The sequence below is a fragment of the Enterococcus sp. DIV0724b genome (genome assembly GCF_050531475.1).
Lineage (GTDB): Bacteria > Bacillota > Bacilli > Lactobacillales > Enterococcaceae > Enterococcus_L > Enterococcus_L haemoperoxidus.
In genome coordinates this window covers 2,404,026-2,418,277 of record NZ_CP172890.1, presented here as the reverse complement: position 1 = coordinate 2,418,277, position 14,252 = coordinate 2,404,026, and the positions used below count along the sequence as shown (strand labels likewise).

The 14,252-nt window shown below is 31.4% G+C and carries 11 protein-coding genes; 9 read left to right on the top strand and 2 right to left on the bottom strand.

Annotated elements, in window-relative coordinates; all coding sequences use genetic code 11:
• Positions 1–146: 146 nt before the first annotated feature.
• A complete protein-coding gene (locus IGJ02_RS11090) occupies positions 147–1,466 on the bottom strand; it encodes a sensor histidine kinase (RefSeq protein ID WP_430602022.1) in 1,320 nt (439 codons plus the stop codon).
• Entirely contained in the window at positions 1,456–2,229 is a 774-nt protein-coding gene (locus IGJ02_RS11085; protein WP_010763148.1) for a LytR/AlgR family response regulator transcription factor, read from the bottom strand. Before IGJ02_RS11085 ends, IGJ02_RS11090 begins: the two co-directional genes overlap by 11 nt.
• Positions 2,230–2,560: 331 nt before the next feature.
• Here IGJ02_RS11085 and IGJ02_RS11080 point away from each other — a divergent pair, with 331 nt between their 5' ends.
• From IGJ02_RS11080 to IGJ02_RS11040, 9 genes are all read left to right on the top strand, one after another.
• Positions 2,561–3,697 (top strand): DUF916 and DUF3324 domain-containing protein, encoded by a 1,137-nt coding sequence (locus IGJ02_RS11080; protein ID WP_430602021.1) that lies wholly within the window; start codon positions 2,561–2,563, stop codon positions 3,695–3,697.
• 5 nt (positions 3,698–3,702) lie between these two features.
• Positions 3,703–4,038 carry an LPXTG cell wall anchor domain-containing protein gene (locus IGJ02_RS11075; protein ID WP_010763150.1) on the top strand — a complete coding sequence of 112 codons (336 nt, stop codon included), beginning with the start codon at positions 3,703–3,705 and terminating at the stop codon, positions 4,036–4,038.
• Between the two features lie 47 nt (positions 4,039–4,085).
• Positions 4,086–4,316: a hypothetical protein gene (locus IGJ02_RS11070; RefSeq protein ID WP_430602020.1), complete on the top strand. Its 231-nt coding sequence runs from the start codon at positions 4,086–4,088 to the stop codon at positions 4,314–4,316.
• Positions 4,317–4,383: 67 nt separating this feature from the next.
• A complete protein-coding gene (locus IGJ02_RS11065; RefSeq protein ID WP_430602019.1) occupies positions 4,384–5,085 on the top strand; it encodes a hypothetical protein in 702 nt (233 codons plus the stop codon).
• Positions 5,086–5,193: 108 nt separating this feature from the next.
• The gene (locus IGJ02_RS11060; RefSeq protein WP_430602018.1) at positions 5,194–5,859 is read left to right on the top strand and encodes a WxL domain-containing protein; all 666 of its coding nucleotides are present in this window, start codon (positions 5,194–5,196) and stop codon (positions 5,857–5,859) included.
• Between the two features lie 52 nt (positions 5,860–5,911).
• Positions 5,912–6,613: a WxL domain-containing protein gene (locus IGJ02_RS11055; RefSeq protein ID WP_430602017.1), complete on the top strand. Its 702-nt coding sequence runs from the start codon at positions 5,912–5,914 to the stop codon at positions 6,611–6,613.
• Between the two features lie 14 nt (positions 6,614–6,627).
• The gene (locus IGJ02_RS11050; RefSeq protein WP_430602016.1) at positions 6,628–7,656 is read left to right on the top strand and encodes a DUF916 and DUF3324 domain-containing protein; all 1,029 of its coding nucleotides are present in this window, start codon (positions 6,628–6,630) and stop codon (positions 7,654–7,656) included.
• A gap of 30 nt (positions 7,657–7,686) precedes the next feature.
• Positions 7,687–10,605, top strand: coding sequence for a leucine-rich repeat domain-containing protein (locus IGJ02_RS11045; RefSeq protein WP_430602015.1), 2,919 nt, complete (start codon positions 7,687–7,689; stop codon positions 10,603–10,605).
• Positions 10,606–11,107: 502 nt separating this feature from the next.
• A complete protein-coding gene (locus IGJ02_RS11040; protein WP_430602014.1) occupies positions 11,108–13,954 on the top strand; it encodes an RICIN domain-containing protein in 2,847 nt (948 codons plus the stop codon).
• Positions 13,955–14,252 lie beyond the last annotated feature (298 nt).

Genomic DNA, 14,252 nt, shown 5'->3' with positions numbered 1-14,252 from the left:
CTCCTTTGATTCAGTTTGTTTCATCATATCAAAAAGTCTAGAAAGTCACAATTTATAACTAGTTACTAAATGTATAACTTCCAAACAAAGAGCAATTAAAACAAAAAATGTAGGAATACGAGAGAAAAACTCATTTTCCTACATTTTTATTTAGATATAAGCAGTGGTTCTGACAACTTTGGTACTGAAAAACTAACAATAAAAAAGGAATCTTTTTTAGCAATCTGGTAACTTGCTTTTTTATAATTATCAATCAATTTAGCTAGAATATATAAGCCTTTTCCTTGATGTTTTTCTTTGGTAGAAAAATTATTTTGTAAAAGGGATTGTAGTGAGATATCTTTATCTGCAGTATAGGTATTTTTTACGGCTACTTTTACAAAATTTTGGTCACCGGTAATCGCTATTTCAATCATCTTGAGCTCCGTTTCCTGGACAGCTTCATAGGCATTATCTAATAAAATAGAAAAGCAACGAATGAAGTCGACGATATTCATATCAATATCTGTCAGTTTTTCTGTTATTGTGATTTTCAGCTGAATATCTTTATCCGAACAACTTTTTAGAAAACTAGTCAAAAGACCTTGGATCGGTGGATTATGAATCACTGAAATCGTTTTATATAGATTTGGTGTAAGTAGTGAGTTTGAATAGTCAATGATTGTATGCAGTAAATGAAGTGCTTGTTGCGTATCATTTAGTTCCAAATAGGAGGTCAGTCCAATCAAAAGTTGCTTATAATCATGACGAAATTCATTAGAACGGTTGATCTTTTCTCTTTCTTGCTCATATTTCTTGTTAAGGATATTGATATATTGTTGTTCATTTTGCCGTTTAACAATAAGTAGAATATTCCAGCTAAGAAAAGCTGTGAAACAGATGATAATGAAGGTGCTGTAAAAAAATGAATCTGAATAGCCTTCTGACACACTAAATTGCTGCAGAGTAATCGTTACGAATAAGAAAATTAAGAGTAAAACAGATAATAAACGATACTTTTTAGGCAATAGATGAATAGTGGTCGTGATATTGAATCGTTTATTTAAATAATTAGCGAAGAGCAAAAGTAAATAGAAAACAAATTGTTGTAGAAAAATAAAAAGTTTTAAATAGATTGAATAAGTTTCAGCATCAATCAAATGGTTAATAAATAGAATATCCCAAATATCCAATGTTAAAAGCCATGAAAGTAAAACAATCGCATTTTCAAAACTTAAAAATAAAGCAGGAACCACCCAATTTTGAACTTTTCTTACTTGAAAGAAAAATTGTAGAAGAAAAAAAGGAATCAGCAATAGAGTAATAAAATGATCATCTGTAAAAGCACCAACAATAAATTGAACAGTTAAAATGGCACTAAGGATCATTGTTTCTCGAAAGGACAAGATTTTTTTATAAGCAAATAACCAAAGCAATTGTATAAAATTTAGTGATAGTAACGAAATAAAAAAAGGTCTATCTAACATATTGATACTCCTGTAGCCCCTTTTTTACTTTATCAATGATTCGAGTTCCTACAAAAAGATCTTTACCACCATTGAAAGTAATCGTACCATTTTTTCTATTGATCGATGAAATATTTTCAAGATTAATTATGTAGGACTGAAGAGCGGTAAATAAGTATACTTGTTTTAAATTATTTTTGAGTTTACCAATTTTTCCTTCTATAATTAGTTCTTCTGAAATGGTCTTGATCAAAACGCGACTCTTTAAACCTTTCAATGATTCAATATATAAAATATCTTTACAATTAAGATAAATTGCTTCATATCCGTTCATAAAAGTCGTGATATCTTGATCTTGTCTCCAAACGGCTTTAGTCAAACTTTCTACCTTCAGCAGAACATTCTCAATAGTTGATTTTAGTTCTGTTGAGTCAATTGGGTTCTTTACAAGATAGCTAAGCGGAAAAATATCACTATTGATGATTGAAATAGCTTTATCTTCAAAACTAGTCAGAAAAATAATGTTGCATTTTGAATTGATTTGTCGAATCTGATTTGCCAAATCAATTCCTGAATATTGTGTTTTTAAATCGATATCCAAAAAGAAAATATCATTATCAGAAATGTTTAATGTTGGAATCTCTTCCATAAAATGCAAATGATTGTCTGAAGAAGAGATTTTATAGCGAAAAGAATTAGAATCGTAACTCTCAAGATAATGAATGATTCGTTTCCTATATAGATTATCATCTTCAACAACATAAATTGTTGTAGTATTTGTCATTAAGTTTCCTCCTAAAAAATAAATTTTAAAATATTTTTAATATATTCTAGAATATAAAGATAGAAAAAGAAAGGTTTTCATCGATTAAAAATGAAAAAGACTGCATATGTAATAGTATAGCGCTTACTTGCGACTTTTTAATTTGGAAAAAATAAAATTTATAAATAAAAAAGTTAAATGTAATTTGATAGCGCTTACTTGTTGTTTTCTTTGTTATTAGGTAATTGTACTATGAATGAGTTCATTGATAAACAAATATGAACGGCTTATAAAGCAAATTTATTTTTCAATCAAAATCAATTCAGTTTTTATTTTTAGAAAGGAAGTTAAAATGATCGTGCAGTTAAATAAAATCAAAAAATGCGTTAAATATGTTTTCATTACTTTTATTTTATGTATTATTTCACCAATCCATTCAATTGCTGCAAATAAAGAAGCCGACCCATTAGGATTTGTTGTTCAGGCGATTAGGCCAGATACACAAATTGAAACCAATAAATCTTATTTCTTTATTGAAACTCAACCTGATGAGACTCAAACATTGAAGGTCAAGGTTAAATCAACTCAAAAAGATCCTGTCAAAATTCAAGCATTTATTGCCAATGGTACAACAGGTTCAACTGGAAATATTGAGTATGACGAATCAACAAAGGATCTAGATAAAAGCTTAAAACACCCATTAACAGAAATGGTCAAAATCAATGAGACTGAAATCACCTTAGAAAACTTTGAAGAAAAAGTGGTTGAACTATCCGTTACACCTCCAAAAGAAAGTTATGAAGGAATCAAACTAGGCGCTGTTGTTTTTCAAACAGTAGAGGATAAAGAACAAACAAAAACACAAACAATCTCTAGTAAATACCAATATAAAATTGGTTTGATCACAACTGAAACAGGGGAAGAATATGAAAATGCTAAAAATCTAGAGCTAGCATCAGCCAAACTTGGGTTGAAATTAGGTCGTAAGCAAGTTGCCGCTGTTATACATAATCCAGAATCAAAAATAGCTGATAATTTAAAAATTGAAGCAACCGTAACTAAAAAGGGTTCAGACACAGTTTTAAAAAAACAAACAGTAGAAAATGCTCGCATGGCACCAAATAGCACATATGAATTTTCAGTGGATTGGGGAGTTGATGTCATTGACTCAGGTGACTATACCTTAAAAGTTCATGCTCAAAATGACGAAGAAGACTGGAAATGGCAAAAAGATTTTAGCGTTTCAGCTGAAAAAGCAAAAAAAATGAATGAAGAAACAGTTTTCAAAGTAGAATCACCTGATTGGCTACCTTACGTCGTTATTTTAGCAATTGCTTCACTTGTATTAGTCATTGCAATTTTGACCGCTAGAAATAAACGTTGGAAAAAAATGGTTTATGAACGTGCTAAGAGAAGAAAATCAAAACAGGCGAAAAGAAAGAAGTCAGAACAAAGAAAGGTTAAAAAGAATAAACAAATGAAGGAGTGACAATAGTGAATCAGGGTCTTAATAAAATAGCAAAAAAACAATTAATATCAATAGTACTCTTTTTCAGTCTAACAACCTTTTTTGCACCGACGGTATGGGCTAATCAAGCAGGTGAAGCAGATGTTGGTATCACGTTTAAAAAAACGGAAGATGATACGCCAGCACCTCCACGTGATAATACGCCTACAGCTGATAAAGCCAAACCAATCAATAAACGGGTTCGTTTGCCAAACACCGGGGAAACAGTGAAGCAGTTGACGTTGCTGATTAGCGGAATGATTCTGATTGTGATCAGTTTTGCGGTTATTTTAGATAAGCAAATCAAGCTGAATAGTGACTGATCTATTAAAAAAAGCTATTTTAAATTTAATCAAGGGAGAATAATTTTATGAGAGTCTATATTTGGCTGTATATATTAGGAGCATGTGGCACTATTTCATTAGGAATGTTCCTCTTCTCCTTAAATCGAGACAGTATTTTAGTAAAAAAATTAAAATTAAAAAAATCAAAAATATTATTGAATTGGCTATTGCTAGCCGTATCAATTATCAGTTTTTTATTATTGATCTATGTATTTATCTATATCCAAAAACAAATGAATATCTTTAATTTAAGTTAAAGATATTCCCATTCAACAGTTTACTATGGTAACTTCCTCAAAAGTAAAATGCGTTAGGAGAAAAATAATGAATAAAAAAGTATTAGGAACATTCGTTTTAGGGTTATCAATTGGAGCAGTAATGTTACCACAAGCTGCCCAAGCAGCAGAAAGAGAAACAAATTCAGGAGTAGGTATTGGATTCAGCAATGATGATGCGAATACAGTCATCCCTGGACCATACGATGAAGCATTAAGTTTAATCAACAAACCAACTGCTTTCAAATTTGGTACTGAAAATGAAGCAAGTGCGCTTAGCTCTGTATACTACCAACAAGTACAAGATAAACAATACATCGCAGTATATGAAGATCGTGATGCAGATAAACAAACAAGCTGGAAATTAACTGCTAAGTTGTCTGACCTTGTTAGCACAACAGACGCAACGAAAAAATTAGTATCAACAATGACTATGAATTCGGCAAATATTTCTACTTTTGATTTAACAGATCAAAAAGATAAAGAAACTGGTAAATTACCATCAGTTGTTGAAAAATTACCAGATTTAACAAAATATGCTGAAGATAAAGTAACTGGTGTTGCTAAAGTCTCTCTTGAAGCTGGAGCAACAGGTAGTTCAGATATTATGGTCGGTACAAAACCTGGAAGCAAAGGTTTTGCCGCTGAAATTAGAAATGTACAGTTAGCTGTAAATTCTGGTCAAAAAGATGACACAAACGGTAAGCAATTTACTGGTACTGTTAGCTGGTCTTTAGAAGATACAATCTAATTTAAATATACAATTGATTTTAAAAAAATAAAAACATAATAAATAGTATTCTATCTTTGAGGGAAGTTACCATAGTAAACTGTTGAAAAAATATTGGAGGAATATTTTATGAATAAAAAAATAGTAGCAAATATAGTATTAGCAATGACTTTTGGAGCAATAGTATTACCAGTTTCAGCTAAGGCAGATGAATTGAAATCGGATATAACTGTGACTGTTGATGCAGGAACAGGAGCAGGGGCAACGGAAGAAGAAATATCAACTAAAACACCACGTGATGGTGAATTCATCATTAAAGCAGTATCAGACTTTAGTTATCCATCTGTTCCTTTAGGTGAAACAAGATCTGCAACAATTGAAAAAGATAAAGCATATGGTATTGAAGTTGTAGATGTAACAGGGAACGGTACAGGTTGGAATGTCAAAGTGTCAATGGATTCATTTAAAGTAAAAGGTGGAGCAAACGATGGAGAAGAGCTAAAAGGCTGGGAATTAACAATCCCAACGGCTGAAGTTACATCCAAAAGTGCATCAATCCGTCCAGAAAATACACCCGTAGGAAAAGAAGCAAAAATTTCAGGTCAATTATCTAGTACAGTATTTCAAGCAGATACAGGTAAAGGAATGGGACGTTATACAAATATTTTTGAAAGATACACGGACAAGCAAGCACCAACTAGAAAAACAGGGGTTCAATTATCTGTTCCAAACACAGCACGTAAAGCAAGCTATATTGGAAAATTAAATTGGACATTAACGAATACACCTAACTAGCATTTTAATTCCTTATTTAGTTAGTTAAATCAAAAAGGGAGGATAGATAATCGTGATATCAAAAAATTATAGAGCCGCTTGGCTAAGTGTTTTCTTATTACTAACAGTCTACAAAGCTGATACTAGTTTAGCAGAAACCTTACCAGTGGACTCTTTAAAATCTGATATTGATGCCGTAGTTATCGAAGGAAAAGAGAATCCTGTTCTGCCAGCATTTGGTCAAGATCCGGAAGATCCAACAAATAACGGTACGAATAGCTCTGGGTTGTTAAAAATTGATCGAGTACCAAATTTTACCTTTGGAAAAGTTGTTAGAAGCGGATTGTATCAAGAAGAATATGCGAGGAATTCTAATCCCTATATTCAAGTTTCCGATTTAAGAGGAAGTCTTGGTGGTTGGACATTGTATGCTAAAATATCTAACTTTGTTTCTGAGCCGACGACAAAGGATCAAAAAAGGTATCTATTAAGTGGAGCTACATTAACCTTAAACAAAGGAGATATTCAGGAATATAAATCTGAATATGCAGCGCCGCCTAAAAGCTACTCAGTTTCATTGAATAAGGATCTGCAAAAAGTTATGTCAGCCGATCAAAATACTGGTCAAGGGGTTTGGGCTTCGAGATGGAAAAGTGAAAAAGGGATAAATAAAAAGATAACATTAGATATTTTGCCGAATACTGCCAAAGTAGGAAGAGATTACACCGCAACAATCTCTTGGAAATTGGCAGATATTCCAAGTACAGAAAACTAAATGGAGAGTAATAAATGACAGTTATAAAAACATTAAAGTACAGCCTAATAACGCTTTTGCTTGTTACGCTATTCAATATTGGAGAAACGGCTTTTGCTGATGGTATGGGCTATTCAGTAAAAGCTGTTATTCCAGAAAACCAAATCGACCAAACCAAAACCTTTTTTGATTTGAAGATGAGCCCTGGACAAACACAAAATTTAGAATTAGAAATAAAAAGTAGCAGTTTAGAAACGTTAAACCTAGCTGTAGAACCATATATCGCTACAACAAATCAAAATGGAGAACTAGAATATAGTGTAGAACCTGAAAAAAATGATTCTACCCTGATTTACCCAATTACTAGATTAATTTCAGGAAAACAAACGGTGACGATTCCACCTAAGGAAACGAAAAGGGTGACTTTTAAGTTAAAGATGCCTAAAAAAGCCTTTACTGGAAAAATAGTTGGAGGCTTTAATATCTATGACCAAGAAAATGAGGTAAAAGAAGACTCAACAGCAAAGAAAAATGACGTTCAAATCAAGAATGTCTTCTCAGTTGTAATTGGTATTCAATTAAGAGAAAGTTTGGATAAAATCAAGCCAGAACTCAAACTAAATGCAGTTAAAGCAGGTCTATTTAACTATCGTACCGCAATCACAGCCAATCTCCAAAATATCAAGCCAGAATTTATCAGTGAATTATCTATTGAAGCTAAAGTCAGAAAAAATAACTCTAGAAAAGTGATCTATGAAGCCGAAAAAACAGAAATAGCAATGGCACCTAATTCTAACTTTGACTTTCCCATTTCACTAGAAAATCAAGAACTAGCAGCAGGCGGCTATGAATTAGAAATCACAGCACACTCAAAAAATGATGAATGGACGTTCACTAAAAAATTTAGAATCTCAGAGGAAGAAGCTGTTCAGTTAAATGAAGAGGCAGTTGAAATTGAAACTAAACCACGCAATAAATTAGTGGTGACAATGATTGTATCTACTGGATTACTTATACTCTTTTTACTCGTAGTTATTTTTATTTTATGGCGTCGTAAAAAATAATTGTCAAAGCGCAGCAAAGGAGTGATTTTTTTGAAAAAAATAGGTTTATATAATATAAGCATTGTAGTAAGTTTTCTTATCTTATTCTGTTTAACGGAGCGCAGTTATGCTACTACTGAAATAAATGTTAATGGATGGGAGACTAATTTTGGTCTTACCAAAAGTATGTATCGAACAAATGAATACCTTATGGATAATAATGGAATTGCTAAAGGATACGTTCTAGATTCAAATAATCAAGTAGTTGAGGATAGTATATATGTAGGTGATGCTGTCACTTTGGGCTATTTTGGAGAAGATATTAATTCAGAGGCTACTGTGAATGGAAAATATACTAAAGACAAATATTTTTCTGTGGTAAAAGGCGATGAATTTCGTTTAAAAAATGTAGGTAGTTACAACGGTAGAGCCTTAGAACTTGTGATGAAAGTTACGACTAATACGGATAACAATAATTCAAAGCTTATATTATTGAATAAGGATCCGAAATTGCCAGCAGTACAGTTTAGAATTCAGCATAATTATGAAGCATCCTATGATTTTAATTATTACGTTGTGGATCAATTAACGCAACAAAAGATACCTGGATTAAAAATAATATTTCCAATGAATATTACGGATGATTTTGGTTTTAAAAAACATAAGAAAGCAACATTATTTTCACCTAATACGAATTTAATCATGGAAAAAGATGCTCCTGGATTAAATCATTTTTTGAGAAAGCCTAGTAAAGCTCCTTCTGCTATTTACGTAGTTCAAGGTAGGGATGATTCAGTGGCAATAAACAGTCTCTCTCTATATAATGATGCGAGTGAAACAATATCTATCGGTCAATACATCCCTGATGAGCTTGCAATTTATGGTACATTAATTTCTTTCTTTGATCCAAATGTACAAAAAATTAGCCCACAAAGCTACGATAAAGTTAAATTGGACTATGTTGAGGATCAAAAAGGACAGGTAGATTTTACAATTAGACAGGATTTACCTTATCAAGCGTTGGATGTATACTATCCAGAAGAACTAGTTTTAGATTATTCTAAAGATACAGCAGATTTAAATTTAACAGAACCAATTCTTTCCTACGGCGATCAGAAGGTTAGCAGGGATGAATATGAATACAAAGAGGGGAAATTTGTTTTTAACAAAGCTTTCTTAAAGAAATATCATGCCTCGGAAACAGAAAAAAATAAAGAGCTCATTATAGATTTTCGTAGTCAGATTGATTACAGTGCTGAAAAAACACTCGTACATCATCAGCCGAATAGCAGAAATTTTGCGTATCTTTTCCAGATTAATAGCCACTCTAAAAAGCAAAACCCATTAAATGGAGTTGTTGAAGAATCTACGGAAGCAGAGTATTCAAAAGATATGACGGTTTCATATCCATTGGAGTTAAAAGTAACAGATTTAAAAGCTAAGGTAGATTTAGACTCTAAGATTAGTGATTATGATCTGTCTGAATTTGTTCAAAATCCATCAAGCAACTTTCCTAAAGATAATTTAAAAGTGCTATTAAAAGACGATCAAATAAAATTTAGTAAAGTAGGACCGATTGATGTTCCATTTATACTAAAGAGTAATTTATTGAACGTAGAACAGGAATTTATTGCTAAAGTAACGGTTACAGCTGAACCTATTACCTCGGAGTATTTTGAAAATCAAGCATGGTTAATCGATGAAATAAATAAACAATTTGCAAGTAAGGGAAAGAAAATTGATGTAAATCTTTATATGCGAGATTTATTGTCAATTACGTCAATTGTCAATCGATCAGGGGCGGATTTTAAAGGACAGCATATCCCCAAAACAATTGCGTCACTTAAAAACTTAGAAGAGATAGATTTGAAGAATAAGTATCTTGTTGGGACGTTGCCAGATGAATTAGGTAGTTTAACCAAATTGAAAAAACTATCAATATTTGGTAATAGTTTTTCTGGAGAGATTCCTAGATCATTATCAAAATTAGAAAATCTTGAGTTTCTAGCTCTTGATGATAATAAACTGAGTGGAACGATTCCACCTGGTATAGAGAAATTAACGAAACTAAAGCAAGTGTATCTAAATAAAAATCAATTGATTGGCAGCATTCCATTATTTGATTTAGGTCCATTTTCAAACTTTGATATAGGAGAAACTCAGCTAACTTATAATGAAAATAAAAGCCCAAGTTTTATTAGTAAGGTAGCACAGTATAAACAATCGTTTGTTGTAGGAACGGACAGCTTATTTTTGACGGGTAACATAAATCTAGCCATTACAACTAAAGGAACGATTATAAAACCATTTGATCCTTCTGATAGAGGGTTTCTTAACCTGCATGCACAAAAAACGAATAAGACAAAGGTTGAACTATATTCAGGACATACATTCAAGATCATTAATAAAAAAAGTAATCAGGTACTGTACAATGGGCTAGCCGATGAGAGTGTGGAAATTAAAGTCGATCCCGCTGAAATCTATCAAGTTATCATGGATGGTGCAGATAAAAATTCAAATAATATCACTGAATTTGAAACAAAGCTTCGTGAATATAAATTCAGCGAGGTACCTAAAAGTTTATCACTAGATTTAAAATTAGGCGATTTAGGTTATCAACCAGTGAAAATTTCAAGTAAAGATAATTTAATCCTATTTGATAATCGATTGAATAGTCAATGGCAGTTGAGGATCAAGACTAGTGAACTAAAAAGTAAAAAACGAACCATGGCAGGCAGTTATTTTTATAAGTCAAAAGATGAAGTCCCAGTAGAAATTCCGGTATCTGACACTTTTAAGACGATTGAAAAGGGCAATAGTGAACCAGATATGGGCACAATCAATTTATCAAAAGAATGGAATGACAGCCGAGGCTTATTCTATAAGCAAGCCAATACAGGAAACTATAAAGACACATATGATGGAAAAATTGATTGGCAGTTAATAGATGCTCCAACAGGTGGAAAATAACTATAATGCTCACTCAAGTGGGCTAAAGTAAATGGTTTTGAAAAAAAGATATTTATGAGATAAAGTCTATTTTAGGCGCTATATTAGAACTTCTATCCTTACTTTGTGTATCTTAACCGTGCTATGTTTTTACAGCGATAAATGCAATAAGATTTTTCAGAACGTTAATTTTATCCATCGTTAACCAAAGGAGTTAATTGATTAGGGATAGTGATTAAAAATTATGAACGATGAATGCTTTAAAAAAATGAAACTGAGAATAGAAGAGACCAGATGATAAAAAGAAGTATTATGTCTTTTACACTTAGCGATAATAGTTATTTGGTCGAAAAAACATAGGAAGTTAAAATGAGAGATTATATAAATGAATAAATGTTTCGTTTATTATGTAAATGGAATGTTTGTTCATTTTCTATCTTAAATAGAACAGGGACATAATATAAGGAATTCAAGTTATAATCTGAATATTATAATCATCTTTAAAAGAAAGGATATACATACAGTGAATAAAAAAATAGTAATCAATCTTATTTTCTTGATTATATTATATGTAGTTGTATGGGGGAACCCTGTAGTTGTCAATGCTCAGAAAACCTTGAATAGTAATATGTATGTGGCGTATTCAAAATCGAATGAAAACTATGTTTTAGATATATCTGCCTATACGGATAATTTGATTACTTATTCATATCACGGATTGGGCAACCAATTATTTTTGTTTAATTACAGATCCGAAAAAGATGGATATATTATCCAAGCTGCTGGGAATGAACAAAAGCTTTTGAAAGACAATTCTACGGAAAATATAGTTACTGCTGTTAAATTAGATAAAGTAGTTAATAGCCTAAGTGTTTTAGAAGATGAATTAATTTGGGATATAAAAAAAGTTTCTGGGAATTATTATTCTATATCTAATAGAAAATCTGGTCTTTGTATAACAATTAGTGATTTGGGGTCTAATGCTGATATATCTTTGAAACCATTCATAAATAATGTTTCACAGTTATTTAAGATTGAGACGATGTTAGGCGTTTATACGATTAGAAATCGTTATGATACTGAACAGGTGTGGGATATTCAGGGAGGTGTTGGTGAAAATCGAGACATTATTCCTTATTCTTACGGCGGCTTAGGGAAGAAAAATCAAGAGTGGTTTGTACTATATAAACCTAATGATAATGACTATGTTTTATCAAATGCAGGAAACAAGCAATTGATTGTTTCCCAAAACAGTGCAAGCAGTGCAGCAACGACTGTCTTAAATACTTTAGCATTTACAGATAAGTATGATTTAAAAAATCTATTACGTTTTTCAAAAGAGACTGCGATAAATGGTGACAATGTTGTGACAATAAGAAATGAGCAATATGGTTCATATTACACTCTTACTGATAGTGGAACAATCAACTTGCAAAGCTATATATCAGCGGATCGTACTTCATCAGAGCAGTATAAACAACATTGGATTCTTGATAAAATCAAGGAGTTAGAAGTCCCTGTTATAGATAATATTAAAGTAACTGGTCCAATTTCAGGAGAAAGTTCTACATTCTTTGCTGGAGAAAAATTAGTTGTTGATGGAAGATATTCAGATTCAGAATTTAAGTCATTTGATTTGTATGCTAAGTATGATGTGAATGTAGAAACATTGATTTATAAAAATATGCCTATAGCTAACGGAACGAAAATATTTTCAACAAGTTTTGACACTTCAAATTATAAGGATGGAAATCATTTTTTAGAATTTTCTGCAAGAGGCGATGGAATGTTTCAATCAAATAGAGTGGCTTTAAAATATACTATTATATATCCAACTCCGATAGGTAAGCCGAACCCCCAAATAATAAAACAATACACGGATATTAATTCGTTAAAAGTTTCTGATTTTGTAACGGATTTAACTGATGAAATTGGTAGTACTATTGAAATTTCTGAGTTGAATTTAGATACGAGCATTGAAGGAGACCAAATGGCTGTCGTTTCAATTAAAAATAAATATAAAACAGTGAAAATTGATGTTCCTGTAACAATTGTACCAGATCCAATTGTTACAACAGAATATTTTGAAAATCAAGCATGGTTGATTGGAGAAATAAACAAGCAGCTCTCTCCTAAAAAAATAGACAAAGATGTTTATATGACAGATTTATTGAAAATTACGTCAATCGTCAATCGATCCGGGGCGGATTTTAAAGGACAACATATTCCAAAAACAATTGCGTCACTTAAAAATTTACAAGAGATAGATTTGAAGAATAAGTATCTAATTGGAATGTTACCAGATGAATTAGGTAGTTTATCCAAGTTAAAAAAACTATCAATATTTGGTAATAGTTTCACTGGAGAGATTCCTAGATCGTTATCTAAACTAGAAAAACTTGAATTTTTAGCTTTTGATGATAATAAACTGAGTGGAACGATTCCTCCTGGATTAGAGAATATAACTACATTAAGACAAATTTATTTAAATAAAAATAATTTGGTTGGAATAGTCCCAACATTTAATTTAGGTCCATTTTATAATTTTCATATAGGAGAAACGCAGTTAACCTACAATGATAATAAAAGTCCAAGTTTTATTAGTAAAGCAGCACAATATCAACAATCATTTGTTGTGGGAACGAATAGCTTATCTTTGACTGGTAATACGAATTTAGTCATTGCAAATAAAGAAATGCTCATAAGACCATTTGATTTCGCTGATGAAGGTTTTCTTAACCTACATGCACAAAAAAAGGATAGGACAAATGTTGCGCTATATTCAGGACATACATTTAAGATCATGAATAAAAAAAGTGGTCAGGTACTCTATAATGGACCAGAAATTAAGGATCTAGAAATTAAAGTAAATCCTGCTGAAATTCATCAAGTTATAATGGATGATGCAGGTAAAAACCCTAATAATGTTTTTGAATTTAAACCCAATCTGCGTGAATATAAATTAAGCGAAGTGCCTAAAACAATGTCACTAGATTTAAAAATAGGCGATTTGAATTACCAACCAGTGAAAATTTCACGTGATGATAGCTTAAGTATTTTTGATAACCGTGTAGACAATCAATGGCAATTAAAAGTTAAGGTTTATCCATTACAAAATAAAACAAAAAGATTGGCTGGCGATTTTTTTTACAAAGGGTCTGATGCTATACCTAAAATTTTGACGGCTAGTAGAAATTTCCATGTAATCGAAAGTGGAAAGAGTAATCCGAATTCAGAAACAATCGATTTAGGAAAAGAATGGGATGAAAATAGAGGGTTATTTTATAAGCAAACAAGCACTGCCAATTATAAAAATTCCTATACAGGAAAATTTGAGTGGCAAATGGTGGATGCTCCAGCTGGAAGATAATTGCAGCATCTAAGTCAAAAAAATCAAATAGAAGTTGCGTTTGTTTATCATAATTATTTTGATTAAAAATGGTTGGGATATAGCTCATAGAGTTATATCTCAGCCATTTTCAATTAAAATTTTGTGAATTTTATATAATAAAAATGCAAATGTAACTTGAAACCGCATTTTTGTTGTTTTTTTTATCTAAAATTAAGTGTAATATAAATATAATGAATTTTTTTAAATAAAAAATAAATATAATGTAGGGTTGTTGTATCGTAATTATTTGAATTAAAAATATATTTTCTTAGAAAAG